Genomic DNA, 16,957 nt, shown 5'->3' on the forward strand with positions numbered 1-16,957 from the left:
TTGATCGACTCCGCGACACCCCGGCGCTTACGGCATAAGAGTGGCTCTGACCTGCGGCATTGATCCGTTTGTAGGACACACCCCGACCGGCGACGGCATCCCGCTCGGGCTCCGGGCATACATCCAGCTCGTGGATAGCATTAATCATCCCGCCGACCGGCAGCCCTCTGGCACCCAATCCGCCAGGTGGCAGATTGCCCATGTTTGGCGCCGTTCCCCCTGCTCAAGCTCCTGCCACCGGTCTGACCTGCCGGTCGGTGGCGGGCTGACGACCACCAACCAAACTGCTAGCTTGCATCTCGTCAGGGCCCGTTGAGGACCTGGCCTGCGGGAAGGACCAGCGATCGTGGCTACTCCGGGAGCCGTGGTACAGCGGCGACAACTGCGCACGGAGCTCAAGAAGGCACGCGCCAAATCGCGACTCACCCAGCAGGAAGTGGCGGCCAGGATGGACTGGAGCCCTTCCAAGCTGATCAGGATCGAGGCCGGACAGGTCGGCGTGACGACCAACGACCTGCGGGCGCTGCTCGAAACGTACGGGATCGTCGAGCCCGATCAGGTCGACCACTTCCTCGAACTGGCCCGGGCCAGCCGGAAGTTGCCTTACGGTGAATATCGTGGGCTGATCAGTAAGACCTACATGGACCTGCTGTCGTACGAGTACTCGGCGAGCATCGTCCGCACCTACGAGTCACTCGTGATTCCCGGCATGCTGCAGACCGAGGAATACGCCCGTGCCGTGAACATGGCCTACAGCCCGGAAATCACCGGCGAACGCCTGGACAGGCTCATCGAACTACGCCTGCAACGACAGGAGTTGCTGGAAGCCCCTCAGCGTCCGGAACTCTTCTTCGTACTCGACGAGGCATCGATCCGCCGGTGCATCGGCAGCCCCGGCATCATGGTGGCCCAGCTCAACCGACTGAAGACACTGGCGAACCTGCCCGGCGTCTGCATCCAGGTCATCCCTTTCAAAGCCGGCGCCCACCGCGGTATGCGCGGCGCGTTCTCCCACATGGAGTTCGAAGCGGAGCTCGACGACATCGTCTACCTGGAGCGGTATCCGGGATCCCAGGTCACCGACGAACCGGAAGTCACCGGACAGCACCTGGAAGTCTTCTGGGAGCTCGAAGCCCTCGCCCCGCCGACGGACCTCCCCCAACTGATCGACCGCGCCATCGAGGAAATGAGCGACCCCGTGGAGTCCCCCGCCTCCACCACGGACATCACAGAGTCGTAGCAGAAGTCGCCCCATTCCAGCGGCTTGACATCGGAGCGAGTTGCAGCGCCATGACCAGTCGGGACGTCAGGCCGAAACCACGGAGGCGAGAGACCTCGCCCACCACAACGGGAATTTGGGACATAGTCGAAGCGGTCCTGCGGGACATCGTGCCGGATTCCCGCAGGACGCTTCATCTGATCCTGCTGCTCAGCATCCCGCCCTTGATCTTCTTCGCGGTGCCGCTGACGGTCGTGCTCCTCTTGATCCCCAACCCCTCGGCCCTGCTGACCACGGCCCTGTGCGGGGTCGGCACCACGGCGGTCGCCGGGGTGTCGGCCCACCGCCGCGCGGCACGCAGGCGCGCTCTCAGCGCCGGACGCCCACGTGGCGCCGCGGACGGGGCGCAGCCGGGCGAGACCGCCGAAGCAAGTGAAGCGTCAGGCTGATCACCGCCGGGGCGATCCACCCCGCCACCAGCACGACCAGCACCGAGAACACCACGTGCACCAGCACTGACCCTCCGGCGACCGCGGCCGCCAGCGCGCCCGCCCCCGTCGCCGCTATGCCCGTGGCCAGGATGTACACCCCCCACAAGACACCCTTCACCATGACATCTCCTCTGAAGGGAAGCCGTAGCCGGCCCTGGGACCTGCGCCCCAGGTTAGGGGAACGGACCCAAGGCTGGAACCTGCTCCCGACCCTGCGGTACAACCAATTCGACCGCGGTCGACCGGGAAGGGTAGTCGCATGAACCAACGGAATATTCCCCCGCGTTGGCGCAAGAGCAGCTACTCCAACTCGGGCAGTGGCGGCTGCGTGGAGGTCGCCCCCCTGGAGGGCGAGGTCCGGGTGCGAGACTCGAAATTCCCCACTCAGCCGGCCATCACGTTCAGCCGTTTCTCCTGGGCGACATTCCTCGCGGAGTTATCCGGGTAGTCGACGGCGAATTCACACCACACCACCTTGCCGATTTCACGCTCACCCACGCCCCACGCGTCCGCCAGCTCCTCCACGAGCCGCAACCCGCGCCCACGTTCCGTCAAGCCCTCGGGCAGCACCATGCGCGGGCAGCCGGGGCCGCTGTCGTGTACTTCGAGGCGCAGTACGCCGCCTTCCAGGAGCCACAGGTGGAGCAGGAATCCACGACCGAGCGGCACGCCGTGCAGCAGGGCGTTGGTGACCAGTTCGCTCGCACAGAGCGCGATGTCGTCGACGCGGATGGCTTGGCGCCAGCGCGTGAGGGTGCTGCGGACGAACTGCCGTGCGAGCGCAACGGATTGTGGGTACGCCGGTAGAAGCGCTTCCGGAACAGGGGGAGTTCATTTGGGTCGTTCACGCGCCAACAGTCGCAAGGGGCAACTACGATGGGCAGTGGGCGAGCCCGTACAGATTCCGTTGTACGGCTGACCCTCCGGTCGCGTACCCCCACCAATGGGGAGTTGTTCTCCATGCAGACCCGGAAGAGCAGCAAGAGGCAGTCTCCGTCCATGCGTCTCATTGGTGCGCTGCTTGGACAGCTGCGCACCAATGCACACATGACCCAACGCACCCTTGCCGAGCGCTTGTGCGTGCATGAGGAGACCATCGCGTCAATCGAACAAGGGCGTCGCTCCTTGCTGCCCGACATGGCTGACCAAGTCGATCTCATCCTCACAACGGGCGGACTTCTGGGTGTGGCAGTCGCGCACGTGCCGACATACGACAAGTATCCGGTGTGGGCTCAGGAGTTCGTAGAGTTGGAGCAGTCAGCCATTTCGCTCTCGTCGTTCGAGAATCAGGTGATTCCGGGTCTCCTACAGACACAGGACTACGCGCGCGCTACGTTCCGGACTTGCATCCCTGCTCTCAGCGAGGATGACATCGAACTGCGCATCTCCGCACGCTTGGACCGCCAGAACGTGTTGCACCGCAAGGTGCCCGTGACCGCCAGCTTCGTCATCGCTGAAGCTGTCTTGCTCAGCAACATCGGCGGCAGCAAGGTCACCCGAGAGCAGGTTCGCCATCTGCGCACGTGCGTAGACCTTCCCGGCGTATGCATCCAAATCATGCCGCTCGACTCCGAGTCGCACGCCGGACTCTCCGGCCCCTTTGTACTGCTTGAAACACCCGACCACCAGCAGCTCGCCTACTTCGAGGCCCAGGTAGGGAGTCACCTTCTTTCCGCACCAGACGACGTCAGCCTGCTGGCCAAGAAATATGGAATGCTGCGTACACAGGCTCTCAACGCCAAAGACTCAAGATGTCGGCTGCAGCAGCTGCTAGGGGAGACATGAACGGCAACGGCTTGGCGTGGTTCAAGTCCAGCTACAGCACGGAACAGGGCGGCAACTGCATCGAGGTCGCCTACACCTGGCGCAAGTCCAGCTACAGCGGCGAGGACGGTGACAACTGCGTCGAAGTCGCCGCCCTCCCCTCCACCGTCCACGTCCGGGACTCCACGCACCCCGAGGGCCCCCACATCACCCTCACCCCCGTCGCCTGGACGGCCTTCGTACGCTCGCTCTAAGACATCGTTTCTGATGGCGTGATTGCTCGTTGAGCCGTGCATGACGGATCCGATCGAGCGGTTGGTACCGGACGAGTTGTGGACGCTGTTCCGGCGGGTGGTCCAGCCGACGGAGGTCATACGCCAGCAGGGCGGCGGCCGACGGCGGGCCGGGGACCGCGAATGCCTGGCGGCGATCGTCTTCGTGGCCACCTCGGGCTGCACGTGGCGGCAGTTGCCGCCGGTGTTCGGGCCAGCTTGGCCCACGGTCTACCGGCGCTTCGCTCAGTGGAGCCGGGATCGGGTGTGGGCCAGGCTGCACCGGGTGATCCTCGACGAACTCGGCGCTCGGGGCGAGCTGGACTGGTCGCGGTGCGCGATCGACTCCGTCAGCGTCCGGGCGGCAAAAGGGGGCCACCGACCGGACCGAATCCGACCGACCGCGGCAAGCCGGGATCGAAAATCCACCTGATCAGCGACCGGAATGGCGTGCCGCTGTCGCTGGGCATCTCCGGCGCCCAACATGCACGACAGCCTCGGCCTGCAGCCGCTCGTGCGCGGGATCCCGCCCGTCCGCTCCCGCCGCGGACCCCGCCGCCGGCGTCCGGCCAAGCTCCATGCCGACAAGGGATACGACTACGACCACCTGCGGAAATGGCTTCGCGACCGTCGCATCCGCCACCGCATCGCCCGCAAGGGCATCGAGTCGTCCACTCGGCACGGCCGACACCGCTGGGTCGTCGAGAGAACGGTCTCCTGGCTGGCCGGCTGCCGCCGACTGCACCGCCGATACGAACGCAAGGCCGAACACTTCCTCGCCTTCGTCGGCATAGCCGCAGCCCTCATCAGCTACCGCCGACTCACCAAGTGAAACGACAGGTGACGCCGAACCGATGGTCAGCGGGGGCAGTATCCGAAGTCCATTACGTAGGTTCCTGCGCCGCTTTGGCCGATGCCGGCGTTGTCAGCGACGTCTGGCCAGGTTGCTATGCCGTAGTTGTTCCAGTTCGCATCCTTGCCGAGAATGATGTCTCGGCGTGTCGGGCTGCTCATCCACCATTTGACGGCGGCCCGCGGCGTTCCTTGGCCTCCCCATCCGGTATAGGTGATTTCCCCGGTGGACGGAGTGCGGCCGCGGCAGTACCCGGCGTCCTTGATGCGGCTATTAATGGTCGAATCGGTCTGCGGGTTGGTGTGGGGGTCCTTGCCAGGCCCCCACCATTTCAGTGTGATAGCGGCCTCGACATGACGCTGTGCCGCCAGGGGAAGCGACTGGGGAGGCATCCCTCTGAGGCTGACCGTGTGGGGGATGGGTGGCAACCCGTGCTTGGCGCGCTCCTGCTGTATGAGGCAGACGGTGGCCAAGTCCGCACGGGCAGAGGCCCGCTTGGGTGCCTCGTCAGCGTATCTGAGCCAGAAGCAGGGTGCGGCGCTGGCTGGTGGAGCGGTGGTGGCCTGGAGGAGAGTGGCTGACAGGAACCCCGCCGAGACGAGCGCCAATACGGACTTGGCCCGCGGTGCAAGAAACGTCATCGGACTCATCAGGTCTCCTTAAGGGAGTACCTCAGACTGCCGCCCGAACCAGCCACCACGTGACTTCGCGGGCGGCACAGGACGCTACTTTCGTAGCAGAAGTCATCTCTTGCCTCGTTTAGTCTGCGTCTGCTGTCGCCGAGTCGCCACTGGGGGAGGATGACGCCTGTAGCCGCAGGCCAGCGCCGTGTGCAGTCGACGGCCGCGACGCCAGCGGATGGGCGGGATGCCGCGGACCAGCGGGATGAGGGCCTGGCTGTCGTGGAGGTTCGCGGCGGAGATGCCGATCGACAGGGGTAGGACCCGGCGGTCGACGATGAGGTGGAATTTCGATCCGTTCTTGCCGCGGTCGGTCCGATTCGGTCCCGTCAGCGACCCCGTTTGAGGGCGCGGACGCTGACGGAGTCGATCGCGCATCGTGACCAGTCCAGCTCGCCTCGGGATCCGAGTTCGTCCAGGACCAGACCGTGGAGCTTGGTCCATACCCTGGCCTCGGACCATTCGGTGAACCCGCGAAAGGCGGTCACTCCCGACAGCTCGAAGCCCGGGGGCAGTTGGTTCCAGGTGCACCCCGCGGTGGCCACGAAGATGATCGCGGCCAGTACCTCGCGGTCACCTCGTCGGCGCCATCCCCCCCTGCGGCCGTTTCGGAGCCGGCGGAACCACCCGCTGAAACAGCTCCCACAGATCCTCCGGCGCCATCCGCTCGACAAGCGCAGCAGCCATCGCCCCAGACCGCCGCAAAATCACACCAACTGAAACGAACTCTAAGGGCCTGTCCGGTGGATCTTCGTGGATCAGCGAGCGGCGTCCGGTGCGTGCGATCGCAAGGCGGAGGGTCGCCCTCGTGCCGGGCGCACTCGGGCGACTCCGACAACGCAGCGAGCGCGCGTGCCGGGCGTCGGGAGCCGATACGGCATTCGATCTTGTGGCGGCGCTTGTACCACTCGCGGGCAAACCCGGGCCGGTCTTCCGCCCTTGGCCCCCGCCGTATGGCGCGCGCTGCCGTGTCCGGCGCCGAGAGGTAGCCCGCATGGGGGAGGCGGATCCTCCGTGCGCATGACGCACGTCGTCACGGTCCGGACCACGATCGAGCCATGTCGATCACGCGTTCCCCGGACGACATAGCGCGTCGCGTCCCACGCCGGGCAGTCCGCCTCCACCTGAGCGCATGGCCTGGGTACGCCGCCGCGGGATGGGGTTTCTTGTTCGCGGTACCCAGTTTCGTGTGGGCGACGGGCAGTACCTTCGGCGCCCGGACGACGGTGTCGCCGTCGTTGGTGCAGCTCGCTCGCGACGGAGTGCCGTGGTTCGTGGCCGTCCTGGTGGTAACCGGCTTCCTGAAGCTCGTCGGAGCACTGCTCGGCATCGGCTTGACGCGAGCGCGGGGCGCGCGAATCAGCCGATTCATGGTGTTCTGCGGGGGTGGTGCGGCGATCCTGCTCACTTGGCATGGTGGCCTCTTCGTCGTCCACGGTGTGCTGGCCGAGGCCGGGGCCGTCTCTGTTGAGCCGGACCTGGCTGCGCTGACTAGTTGGTACCTCTACCTGTGGGGGCCGTGGTTCATCGTCGGTGGTCTGGCCTTCGCCGGGGCCACCGCGCTGTATGTCCGCCCACGCGGTGATCGGCGCGAGCTACGGCTCTACGGCGCTGTGGGCGCGCTCGGTGCCCTGATCCTGTCCGTGACCTCGGCGGCTACCGGGATCGGTTGAGAGCCGTCACGCAACTGCTGGTCACAGGCCAGATGATCTCGCGGCGGCTGGTGTGATCACAGCGTCGGAGAGCAGGTGCCCCCCGACTGGCGGCGCTGATCGCCTCGGGCGACGCGTCGCGAATCGCTCGCCGACAACCCAACACCCCATACGAGGAGTAGCCATGGTTGCTTCCACGTCACATCCGCGGACTCCGGGCCGCGTACGCCACGTCGCGGTGCCGCCTGCCGCTCACGCACTCAGCACGCTTGTACGGATCGACTACGAGAACGCCGTGCTCGCCGACCTCGACCCGGCTCAGAACCGCACCGCCGAGCAATGGGCGCGAACGGTCCTGGAAGACGCACCGTCTGACACGCGGCAGGCCCTCACCCAGGGCTGGACCGCACTCGGCCTGCAGCTCCGCCCGGCCCCGTCCGAGGGTTGCGTGCTCGGCTGGCCGGTGCGGCGCAGAACCCCGGACCTCGTGCTCCTCTCCGCCGGCCCCACCCGTGGACTTCACGGCGAGCTGCTCTTCCAACGTCGGCCGCACGCGCTGCTGTTGGCCGCTTTCATTCAGTTGGACGGCGAAAGAGCACGTGCCTTGTGGGCGCCAGCCGAGAACCGGCACCCCCACGTCATGTACCAGGTTCTCGAACAGGCCGTATCCCGGGCCACAGCCTGACCACATCACGACAAGGCGCTCGCCCGCGAGACGCCGAAGCGGCAGCGGACTGCCGCCAGGTGCGGACCGGCTGCATTTGCCGCCCGCCCGCAGGAGGAGTGGGTGCACTTACCCACCGCCACCCCGTCCCGGGCTGACCCGCACGACTAGGCGCCAAGCGTGGCCAGGCTCATCCGGCTGCGCTCACGATTGCCCGGACAGGCCCTGACCCGCGGCCAGCCGCTCCATCAGGGCCGCGCTGCGCGCGAGCACCTCGCGCTCGCTCTCCGTGAGTTCGGCCTCGATGGCCAGGGCCAGCCATCCGGCCCTGCGGCCGCGCTCCGCTTCCAGCGCAACCCGGCCGGCGTCCGACAGCTCGACCAGGGACTTGCGGCCGTCCGTGGGGTGGGCCCTGCGGGTGACCAGGCCCTGTTCAAGGAGGAGGCCGACCGCGCGGGCCATCGACTGCGGGCGTACACGCTGATCGGCTGCGAGGTCGCTGGTGGTCATGGCGCCGTCGCGGTCCAGAACGCCGAGCACGGCGACCTGCCCGTGCGGGATCCGGTCCTCCTGCTTCACCCGCCGGGTGAGCTTGCCCATCGCGATGCGCAGTTCGGCGGCGACGGTGGCGGCTTCCGGTGTGGGCATAGGGCACTTTACCCCGGAAACGCCGTTGTGCAGCAGAACTGCACAGCACAACTGAACAGCAGAACTGAACAGCAGAACTGAACAGCAATGCTGTATAGTTTTGTCGCGCCGAGCAGAGCGCGAGCGTCGTCGCAGCCGGGCCCGGCAGGCGACTACGGGAAGGACCTCCCATGCCCGCACACTCAGTCGAGTCGACCGCTGTCCGCGGCGTCACCGCCCGCGCCGTCCTCGACAGTCGCGGCAACCCCACCGTCGAGGTCGACGTCGTCCCGCCGACGGATCCCTGGGCCGCGCCGCCGTCCCCTCCGGCGCCTCCACCGGCGCCCGCGAAGCGGTGGAGCTGCACGACGGCGACCCTCGGCGTTGGCACGGCAGGGGTGTCGACCGGGCCGTGGCCCACGTGAAGGGCGAGATCGCGGACGCCGTCACCGGGCGCGACGCCGACGACCAGGCCGGCCTCGACGCCGCGCTCGTCGCGCTCGACGGCACGCCCACCAAGGCGCGGCTCGGCGCCAACGCCCTGCTCGGGGTCTCCCTCGCCACCGCGAAGGCCGCCGCCGTCTCGCACCGGCAGCCGCTGTACCGCTACGTCGGCGGGGCCGACGCCCGTGTGCTTCCGGTGCCGATGATGAACATCGTCAACGGCGGCGCCCACGCCGACAACCCGCTGGACTTCCAGGAGTTCATGATCGCGCCGGTCGGTGCGGGGTCCTTCGCGGAGGCCGTCCGGATGGGGACCGAGGTCTTCCACACGCTCCGCCGCGACCTGCTGGCCGCGGGTCACTCCACGGGCGTCGGCGACGAGGGCGGCTTCGCGCCCGCGCTGCGCACGGCCGAGGAGGCGCTCGACTTCGTCATGGCCGCGATCGAGCGGTCGGGGTACCGGCCCGGCGCGGACATCGGCCTCGTCATGGACCCGGCGTCGTCGGAGTTCTACCGGGATGGCGTGTACGCGTACGAGGGAGAGGGCGTCCGGCGTACGTCCGCCGAGCAGGTCGACTACCTCGCCAAGCTGATCGACGCCTACCCGATCGTCTCGGTGGAGGACCCGATGGCCGAGGACGACCTCGACGGGTGGCGCGAGCTGACGGCGCGGGTCGGGGACAGGTGCCAGCTGACCGGGGACGACGTGTTCTGCACCAACGAGGCGCTGGTGCGGGAAGGCATTCGCACGGGGGTGGGGAACGCGGTCCTGATCAAGGTCAACCAGATCGGGACGCTGACCGAGGCGCTCGGGACGGTGGGCACCGCGCGGCGGGCCGGATGGGCGGCGGTCATGTCCCACCGTTCCGGTGAGACGGAGGACACGACCATCGCGGACCTGGCCGTCGCCACGGGGTGCGGGCAGATCAAGACCGGGTCGTTGTCCCGGTCGGACCGCACGGCCAAGTACAACCAACTCATCGGGATCGAGGAGGAGTTGGGGGAATCGGCGGTGTACGGATACGCCGGCGCGTGAGGCGCGGTGGCGGGCGCGACTTCGTCTCGGGTTGCTCGCGCGGTTCCCCGCGCCCCCAGGGCCTGTCCGGCAGACGGGGCCGCGGCCGGACAGGCGTCAGCCGCTCAGCGCGGCCAGGCCCATCGCCGCCGTGTCCCCCGGCGGCAGCCAGGCCCCGCCTTCCGGCGGCTCAAGCCAGCCTCCCGCCGCCGCCAGCTTCCGTGCCGCGCCGCGCAGCGCGTCGAGCCCGGCGTGGCGCAGTCCGCGGCGCCAGACCATCGCCACCGGAGACAGCGGCACCGGGTCGGTCAGGGGCCTCAGCACCATGCCCGGTACGTCGATGAACTCGACGCTCGCCAGGACCGACCAGCCCCGCTTCCTCACCACCCGCACGAACTCGTCCTTGCCCTCGATCTCGGGGAAGGGTTCGGCGACGGTGATCCCGCGCCCCTCGAAGAGCAGCTCGGCCAGGTCGGTCCACTCGGCGGTCGCGGCGTTCCCGGCGGCGGCGTACAGCGTCTCGCCCCGCAGGGCGTTCAGCGGGACGGCGGTCCGGCTCGCCAGCGGGTGGTCGTCACGCAGGAGCACCGCCATCGGCTCCAGTCGCACCGGCATCCACGCGAGCTGGGCCCGCAGCTCGGGCGCGAGCCCGGCCACGCGCCCGAAGGAGACGTCGAGCCGGCCGCTCAGGAGATCGGCGGCGGCGCCGGTGAGGCCGCTGTGATAGCGGCACACGAGCTCCAGGTCGGGCGCGACGCGCCGGACCTCGGCCACCACGGAGGCGCCCGTGCTGACGCGGGCGCCGACGTCGACGAGCAGCGGCCGCTCCGCACCGGCGCAGGCCGCGGCCAGCTCGTCGTGGGCGGCCAGCACGTGCCGTACGTAGGGCAGCAGCCGGGCGCCCTCCCCGGTCAGGGACACGCTGCGGGTCGTACGGACGAACAGCTCGGCCCCGAGTCCTCGCTCCAGCCGGCGGATGTCACGGCTGAGCGCCTGCTGCGCCACGTACAGACGCGCGGCGGCGCGGGTGAAGTGCAGTTCGTCGGCCACTGCCACGAACGCGCGCAGGAGGCGGGGCTCTATGTCGTTCGGCACGCAGGGCAGTCAACAACATGACGTCACGGATCGCTACCGCACAGGAGATGCGCCGCAGACGGGCCCGGTCTCAGCCGCTCGGGCCTCACCACGCCCCCGTCAGGCCGTGACGCGCAGCCGGTCGCGCCGCCTCAGCAGCAGGACGCCGCCCATCACGGCCAGTGCCGCCGCGCCCATGCTCGCGCCCGCGATCAGCAGGGTGCGGTCGGGCTCGTCCAGGCCCACCGCGGCGGCTTCCTCGGCCTTCACCAGGAGGTGGCCGGTCCGTTTGACGCGGCCGTGGTGGCTGATCACGGTCACGGGGTAGCGGCCGGCCCCCAGGCCGTCCCGGAGGCGGGCCGGGCCGTAGTAGCGCGGGTCGTCGCCGTCGCCGGCCTTGCTGTCGTCGCGCTTCAGCGGGACGGGGCGTTCGAAGGCGGGGGACGTGGCGGTGAGGCGGTCCTCCTCGCCCGGATCGGGTGAGGCGTCGCGCCACAGGACGTTGACGGTGTCGCCGGGGCCGGCCTTGTGGCTGTGGGCGCGGGCCGTGTCCGGGCTGCCGGAGGGGGCGAAGAAGGCGGGGCCGCGGACGCGGCCGGTGTAGTCGCTGTCACCGGGGCGGGCGGCGCGCACGCGCAGCGGCTTCTCGTCGATGCGGCGGCCGTCCGGGCCGGCCAGGGCGACCTTGTACGTACCGTCCTTGAGGTCCTGCGGGAGCGCGAGGGCCGCGGTGAACATCCGGGGGTTGTTCCAGTAGCCGCCCTTCGGGTCGTGGGCCAGGCGCACGGGTGCCCGGAAGGCGGGCGAGGTCGCGGTGAAGGAGTCGCCCTTCTCGCCGGGGTAGAGGTCGTCGAACCACAGCGTGAGCCGCTCGCCGGGCCGGAGCACGTCCTCGACGGCGCCGACCTGGAACTCGGGCTTGTGCGACGCCTTGACCTCCACGTGGTCCTCGGCGACGACCCGGCCGCCGGCGTGGACGGCCAACGGGTACGTGCCGGGCCGCACCCCCTCGTCGATGACGGGCCGCGCGTGGTGGCCGCCCTCGCCGTGGCGGTCGGGGGCGAGGCGCACCCGGTGGCCGAAGACGGGCGAGGAGACGGTGACGTCGCCGGTGGAGCGCACGCCCCGGACCTCTATGTCGATCAGCTCGCCGGGGCGGTTGTCGTAAGCGCTGTTGAGCAGCACGTGCACGTCGCCCCGGCCCCCGTCGGCCGCCGCGGCGGGGCCGCCACCGCCCAGCCACAGTGCTCCCGCCGTCACCGCCGCGCACGCGGTCCGTGTCCACGCAATGTTCACCGGGCCACCCCCTTGTCGCTTAGGAAGAGGGCCGACCCGGCCCAAGGGTTGCGTTGTCCGCAAACCAGCGTCTTTCGCACGGCGGCCGGGAGGACGACCGGCCACGAACGGCGGCTACGCTCCCCCACGTGAGCGACAAGGCAGACACGGGAAACACGACAAGCACAGCGAACACAACAAACGGTAGCTACGAACTCCGGTCGGGCGTACCGGCAATCGAGACCTACCGCGCCCTGCGCGCGGCCACGGGCCTCGGCGAGAAATCGGTCGAGGGGGCGGCGGCCGGGCTCCCGAACACCTGGTACGGGGTGACGGTGGAGCACGCCGGCGCCACGGTCGGGATGGGCCGCGTCGTCGGCGACGGCGGCTGCCACCTCCAGATCGTCGACATATGCGTCCTGCCCGAGCACCAGGGCCGGGGGCTGGGCAGGCAGATCATGGAGGAGCTGACGGCCGAGCTCGAGCGGCGGGCGCCCGCCGGCGCCTACGTCTCCCTGATAGCGGACGGTGACGCCCGCCACCTCTACGCGAAGTTCGGCTTCGCCGAGACGGCGCCGGTGTCGGTCGGCATGGCACGCCTCTTCTGAGCCCCAAGGCCGCCCACGGCCGCCCACGGCCGAAAAAGCCTCCGGCCCGTGAGCTGACGCTCACGGGCCGGAGGCCTCACATGGGATGAGTGGAGATGGCGGGAATCGAACCCGCGTCCAACGGTGCAGAACCAGGGCTTCTCCGTGTGCAGTTCGCTGCGATTTTCTCAGCCCCGGAGATCACGCGAACAAGTCTCCGACGGGCTCAGCCACTGTTTGATTTCCCACCAGGCCCCGTGGCCGGGCCTAGTGGTTTAGTTCCCTAGCTGATGCCAGGATCCGGGTCGGGAACAGCCCCGGGCTGACACTTCGCAAGTCGCTACTTAGGCAGCGAGGGCGAAGGAATCGCGCTTGGTGTTGGCGATTATTGGTTGCGACATATGGTTTACGAGATCATTGCCGCTTCCTCGACACGCTTCCCCTGCTTCGACATCCGCTGTCGAAACCGATCATCCCCATGTTGTGTTTTCAAGCTGCGCACCGGTTACCAGCCGGTGTGCGATGCGCCCATCGTACGTGACCAACGCGCGAGGGTGCCAGCGAATTCCCCGGAGGGGCTAGCCCCGCTGGGTCTGCTGGGCCCGCTGGCGCCGGCGGGCGGCCGCGATCGCCCGGTTCGACTCGCGCGTGTCCTGCTTCTCGCGCAGCGTCTGCCGCTTGTCGTACTCCTTCTTGCCCTTGGCCAGGGCGATCTCGACCTTGGCCCGGCCGTCCTTGAAGTAGATGGCGAGCGGCACGATGGTGTGCCCCGTCTCCTGCGACTTCGAGTCGAGCTTGTCGATCTCCGCCCGGTGCATCAGCAGCTTGCGCTTGCGGCGCGCGGTGTGGTTCGTCCAGGTGCCCTGGGCGTACTCGGGGATGTGGGCGTTGTGCAGCCAGGCCTCGCCGCCGTCGATCTGGACGAAGCCGTCCACCAGCGAGGAACGACCCTGGCGCAGCGACTTCACCTCGGTGCCGGTCAGCACCATGCCGCACTCGTAGGTGTCCAGAATGTGGTAATCGTGGCGCGCCTTCTTGTTCTGCGCGACCAGCTTGCGACCCGTCTTCTCTTTCTTAGCCATAGCGCCGCCATTCTCGCACTAGGACCCACCCCCGAGGCCACCCATTACCGCGCGGGCCCGCTGCTCCGCCCCGGCGTGGACGGCGAGGTCGGGGGTGATGCCGGCGCCGTCGACGGCACGGCCGCCGGGGGTGCGGTAGTGGCCCACGGTCAGCTCGGCGACGGAGCCGTCCGGCAGGCGGCTGGGCATCTGGATCGAGCCCTTGCCGAAGGTGCGGGAGCCGAGGACGACCGCGCGGCCGCGGTCCTGCAGGGCGCCCGTCAGCAGCTCGGCGGCGCTCATGGTGCCGCCGTCGACCAGGACGACCAGCGGCCTGCGGGTGTCACCGCCGGGGTCGGCGTAGAGGGCGTGGGGCCTGCCGTGGACGTCGTAGGTGGCGACGAGGCCCCCGTCGAGGAAGGCGGACGCGGCGCTGACGGCCTCGGTAAGCAGACCGCCGGGATTGCCCCGCAGGTCCAGCACCACCCCCTCCCCCGGCGCGGCCGCGCGGACGGCGTCGCGCACGCGCTCGCCCGTGCCCCTGGTGAAGGACCCGACCTTGATCCGGGTGGTGGGCGGCTGCCGGTCGCCGCCGCTCGTCCGGTCCACGGCGACGCTCTGCGTGACCACCCGCTCCCGGCGCAGCGTCCGCTCCCACCGCTGACGGCCCCGCTGGAGGGCGATGCGGACGGGCGTACCGGGGTGGGCGGGGGCCCAGGCGGCGTACGGGCGCAGCTCGCCGCGCAGCCGGGAGACGACCTCGGTGACGGGGTGGCCGGTGACGTCCACGCCGTCGACGGTGAGGATGCGGTCGCCGGGTGCGATCCCGGCACGTTCGGCGGGGCCGCCGGGCTGGACGGCGCCGACCTCCATCCCGCCCTCGCCGACGCGCCGCGTGGTGAGGCCGACGCCGACGTAGGCGCCGTCGAGGGCGAGCGCGAAGCCCTCGTACTCACGGGCGCTGTAGACGGCGCTCCAGGCGTCGCCGCTGCGGCCGACCACTTCCGCGGCGGCCTCGGAGCCGGACTTGCCGTCCCGGGCGGCGGCCTCGGCGGCGGCGGCCACGGCCGCGCGGTCGACGGCGCGGGCGGCGGTGGCGTGGTGCGCGGGCGGCGGGACGGCCGTCGGGGGGCCGCCGCCGTGCCGCCCGTCCGCGTCGGCCCCCCAGGAGCCGGTGAGGGCGCCGGCCGTCAGGACCCCCACGAAGACCAGCGTCAGAGCCGCCCCGCGGCGGGCGCGGCGCGGCGGAACGGACATCGTCGGGCCGAGCATGCGCGAGAGTCTAGGACACCGAAGGGCGCCGTACGGTGAGTTGACCGTACGACGCCCTCGGCCTCGCGACCGTGTCCCCGCCGCCCGTCCGGGCGTCCGAGCCGCTTCTCCGGCCCCTCGGGTTCAGACCTTCAGGTACTTGCGCAGCGCGATGAACGCCGCCAGCGCGGGCATCAGCAGGCCGATGGCGATGACCAGCGGCATCTTGGCGAACACCGCGTCCCAGCCGATGAACTGGATGACGTCGATCTGGTGGACCAGCCAGTTGTTCACCAGGAAGTACTGGCCGCCGACGAGCAGCACGCACGCGAAGCCGGCGCCGAGCAGGCCGGCGAACGCGGCCTCCATGATGAAGGGGGTCTGGATGTAGAAGCTGGAGGCGCCGACGAGCCGCATGATGCCGGTCTCACGGCGGCGGCTGAAGGCGGAGACCCGGACCGTGTTGACGATCAGCAGCAGCGCCACGATCAGCATCAGCGCCATCACGCCGAGGGCCGCGATGTTCATGCCGTTGAGGAGGTTGAGCAGCGGCTCCAGGGTCTTGCGCTGGTCCTCCACCTCCTGGATGCCCGCGCGCTGCGAGAAGGCGCTGGAGATGACCTTGTACTTGGAGGGGTCCTTCAGCTTGACGCGGAAGGACTCCTGCATCTGGTCGGGGGTGAGGAACGCCGCGATCGGGGACTTCGGGAACTGCTCCCTGTAGTGCTTCCAGGCCTCGTCCGTGCTCTCGAACTGGACCGACTGCACGATCGGCATCTTCTCCAGATCGGCCCGGATCTGTTTCTTCTGGTCCTCGGTGGCCGGCCCCTTGGCGCAGGCCGCCTCGGTCCTGGCGGTGTCGGCGTCGTTCTTGTTGCAGAGGTAGATCGAGACGTTGACCTTGTCGTACCAGTAGCCCTTCATGGAGCTGACCTGCTCGCGCATGAGCAGGGAGCCGCCGAACAGGGCGAGCGACAGGGCTACGGACACGATCACCGCGAAGGTCATCGTGAGGTTGCGGCGGAGACCGACACCGATCTCCGACAGGACGAACTGGGCGCGCATGGCGTCTTCTCAGTTCCTTTCAGTGCCGGGTCAGTGCTGGTAGCCGTAAACGCCGCGCGACTGGTCGCGCACGAGACGGCCCTGCTCGAGTTCGATGACGCGCTTGCGCATCTGGTCGACGATCTGCTGGTCGTGCGTCGCCATGATGACGGTGGTGCCCGTCCGGTTGATCCGGTCCAGCAGCTTCATGATGCCGACGGAGGTCTGCGGGTCCAGGTTGCCGGTCGGCTCGTCGGCGATCAGCAGCATCGGGCGGTTGACGAACGCGCGGGCGATGGCGACGCGCTGCTGCTCACCGCCGGACAGCTCGCCGGGCATCCGCTCCTCCTTGCCGCCGAGCCCCACCAGCTCCAGGACCTGCGGGACCGCCTTGCGGATCTCGCCGCGCGGCTTGCCGATGACCTCCAGGGCGAAGGCGACGTTCTGGCTGACGGTCTTGTTGGGGAGCAGCCGGAAGTCCTGGAAGACCGTGCCCAACTGGCGACGCATCTGGGGCACTTTCCAGTTGGAGAGCCGGGCCAGGTCCTTGCCGAGCACGTGGACCTGGCCGTGGGTGGCCCGCTCCTCACGCAGCAGCAGCCGCAGGAAGGTGGATTTCCCCGAGCCCGAGGAACCGACCAGGAAGACGAACTCGCCCTTCTCGATCTCGAGCGAGACGTCCCGGAGTGCCGGACGGTTCTGCTTGGGGTAGGACTTGGAGACGTTGTCGAATCGGATCACGAATGCACCACGCGGTCGGCCTGGATAGCGGCACGGAACGCCGCGTTCACGGCGCCCGTCGGTGTGCGTGACCCTACCGAACCACCCGTGCACGCGCAGTCGGCCTCGGCTGCCGGGGCACGCATTACCCTCTTCTTCAGGGACAAAACCATGACAATCGGTCCGCTTTCGCTGTTCAGGGGACCGCCCGCGCCGAACGGCGGGAAAGCTGGCACAGTGGTAAGGGAACCGCACGGCTCTCTC

Annotated in this window: 16 protein-coding genes, 1 other RNA gene and 4 pseudogenes; 9 read left to right on the plus strand and 12 right to left on the minus strand. The window is 69.2% G+C overall.

The window, feature by feature from the left end:
* The first annotated feature begins 346 nt into the window (after positions 1-346).
* Entirely contained in the window at positions 347-1,240 is an 894-nt protein-coding gene (locus CYQ11_RS11370) for a helix-turn-helix domain-containing protein (protein WP_181143636.1), read from the plus strand.
* 348 nt (positions 1,241-1,588) lie between these two features.
* Here CYQ11_RS11370 and CYQ11_RS11375 read toward each other — a convergent pair whose 3' ends face one another.
* Positions 1,589-1,831: a hypothetical protein gene (locus CYQ11_RS11375; protein WP_099200313.1), complete on the minus strand. Its 243-nt coding sequence runs from the start codon at positions 1,829-1,831 to the stop codon at positions 1,589-1,591.
* 138 nt (positions 1,832-1,969) lie between these two features.
* Between CYQ11_RS11375 and CYQ11_RS11380 the strand changes: the two genes are divergently transcribed.
* A complete protein-coding gene (locus tag CYQ11_RS11380; protein WP_099200312.1) occupies positions 1,970-2,158 on the plus strand; it encodes a DUF397 domain-containing protein in 189 nt (62 codons plus the stop codon).
* Here the strand turns inward: CYQ11_RS11380 and CYQ11_RS11385 are convergent.
* Positions 2,095-2,457 (minus strand): annotated as a pseudogene (locus CYQ11_RS11385) (ATP-binding protein); the annotation flags it as partial. The gene CYQ11_RS11380 and the pseudogene CYQ11_RS11385 overlap by 64 nt on opposite strands.
* 252 nt (positions 2,458-2,709) lie before the next feature.
* Here CYQ11_RS11385 and CYQ11_RS11390 point away from each other — a divergent pair.
* The 3 genes and pseudogenes from CYQ11_RS11390 (at position 2,710) to CYQ11_RS11400 (ending at position 4,578) form a co-directional block, all read left to right on the plus strand.
* Positions 2,710-3,495 (plus strand): helix-turn-helix domain-containing protein, encoded by a 786-nt coding sequence (locus tag CYQ11_RS11390; protein WP_099200311.1) that lies wholly within the window; start codon positions 2,710-2,712, stop codon positions 3,493-3,495.
* Positions 3,492-3,728 carry a DUF397 domain-containing protein gene (locus CYQ11_RS11395; protein WP_099200310.1) on the plus strand — a complete coding sequence of 79 codons (237 nt, stop codon included), beginning with the start codon at positions 3,492-3,494 and terminating at the stop codon, positions 3,726-3,728. Before CYQ11_RS11390 ends, CYQ11_RS11395 begins: the two co-directional genes overlap by 4 nt.
* A 40-nt stretch (positions 3,729-3,768) precedes the next feature.
* Positions 3,769-4,578, plus strand: a pseudogene (locus tag CYQ11_RS11400) (IS5 family transposase).
* A 26-nt stretch (positions 4,579-4,604) separates the two neighbouring features.
* Here CYQ11_RS11400 and CYQ11_RS11405 read toward each other — a convergent pair.
* Positions 4,605-5,249: a CAP domain-containing protein gene (locus CYQ11_RS11405; RefSeq protein ID WP_240003349.1), complete on the minus strand. Its 645-nt coding sequence runs from the start codon at positions 5,247-5,249 to the stop codon at positions 4,605-4,607.
* 186 nt (positions 5,250-5,435) lie between these two features.
* Positions 5,436-5,966: pseudogene (locus CYQ11_RS11410) on the minus strand (IS5 family transposase); the annotation flags it as partial.
* Positions 5,967-6,445: 479 nt separating this feature from the next.
* Between CYQ11_RS11410 and CYQ11_RS11415 the strand changes: the two are divergent.
* Positions 6,446-6,952, plus strand: coding sequence for a DUF3995 domain-containing protein (locus tag CYQ11_RS11415; RefSeq protein WP_243469269.1), 507 nt, complete (start codon positions 6,446-6,448; stop codon positions 6,950-6,952).
* A gap of 163 nt (positions 6,953-7,115) precedes the next feature.
* A complete protein-coding gene (locus tag CYQ11_RS11420) occupies positions 7,116-7,616 on the plus strand; it encodes a hypothetical protein (protein ID WP_146104674.1) in 501 nt (166 codons plus the stop codon).
* 183 nt (positions 7,617-7,799) lie between these two features.
* On the opposite strand, the gene CYQ11_RS11425 is transcribed toward CYQ11_RS11420, so the two are convergent.
* Positions 7,800-8,243 (minus strand): MarR family winged helix-turn-helix transcriptional regulator, encoded by a 444-nt coding sequence (locus CYQ11_RS11425; RefSeq protein WP_099200307.1) that lies wholly within the window; start codon positions 8,241-8,243, stop codon positions 7,800-7,802.
* Positions 8,244-8,413: 170 nt separating this feature from the next.
* Between CYQ11_RS11425 and eno the strand changes: the two are divergent.
* Positions 8,414-9,702 (plus strand): annotated as a pseudogene (eno, locus tag CYQ11_RS11430) (phosphopyruvate hydratase).
* Between the two features lie 96 nt (positions 9,703-9,798).
* On the opposite strand, the gene CYQ11_RS11435 reads toward eno, so the two are convergent.
* The gene (locus CYQ11_RS11435; protein WP_099200306.1) at positions 9,799-10,776 is read right to left on the minus strand and encodes a LysR family transcriptional regulator; all 978 of its coding nucleotides are present in this window, start codon (positions 10,774-10,776) and stop codon (positions 9,799-9,801) included.
* 99 nt (positions 10,777-10,875) lie between these two features.
* Entirely contained in the window at positions 10,876-12,051 is a 1,176-nt protein-coding gene (locus CYQ11_RS11440) for a hypothetical protein (RefSeq protein WP_146104675.1), read from the minus strand.
* Between the two features lie 128 nt (positions 12,052-12,179).
* Between CYQ11_RS11440 and CYQ11_RS11445 the strand changes: the two genes are divergently transcribed.
* Positions 12,180-12,638 carry a GNAT family N-acetyltransferase gene (locus CYQ11_RS11445; RefSeq protein ID WP_240003490.1) on the plus strand — a complete coding sequence of 153 codons (459 nt, stop codon included), beginning with the start codon at positions 12,180-12,182 and terminating at the stop codon, positions 12,636-12,638.
* Between the two features lie 87 nt (positions 12,639-12,725).
* Here CYQ11_RS11445 and ssrA read toward each other — a convergent pair.
* The 5 genes from ssrA to ftsE form a co-directional block, all read right to left on the minus strand.
* Positions 12,726-13,095: a transfer-messenger RNA gene (gene ssrA / locus CYQ11_RS11450) on the minus strand.
* 100 nt (positions 13,096-13,195) lie between these two features.
* On the minus strand, positions 13,196-13,699 hold the full coding sequence (gene smpB, locus CYQ11_RS11455) for an SsrA-binding protein SmpB (RefSeq protein WP_099200304.1): 504 nt from the start codon (positions 13,697-13,699) through the stop codon (positions 13,196-13,198).
* A gap of 18 nt (positions 13,700-13,717) precedes the next feature.
* Positions 13,718-14,950: a S41 family peptidase gene (locus CYQ11_RS11460; protein ID WP_099200303.1), complete on the minus strand. Its 1,233-nt coding sequence runs from the start codon at positions 14,948-14,950 to the stop codon at positions 13,718-13,720.
* 123 nt (positions 14,951-15,073) lie between these two features.
* Positions 15,074-15,994 carry a permease-like cell division protein FtsX gene (gene ftsX, locus CYQ11_RS11465; protein ID WP_099200302.1) on the minus strand — a complete coding sequence of 307 codons (921 nt, stop codon included), beginning with the start codon at positions 15,992-15,994 and terminating at the stop codon, positions 15,074-15,076.
* 30 nt (positions 15,995-16,024) lie between these two features.
* Positions 16,025-16,714: a cell division ATP-binding protein FtsE gene (gene ftsE / locus CYQ11_RS11470; protein ID WP_099200301.1), complete on the minus strand. Its 690-nt coding sequence runs from the start codon at positions 16,712-16,714 to the stop codon at positions 16,025-16,027.
* Positions 16,715-16,957: the final 243 nt, after the last annotated feature.

It is taken from the genome of Streptomyces cinnamoneus (assembly GCF_002939475.1).
GTDB classification, from domain to species: Bacteria; Actinomycetota; Actinomycetes; order Streptomycetales; family Streptomycetaceae; genus Streptomyces; species Streptomyces cinnamoneus_A.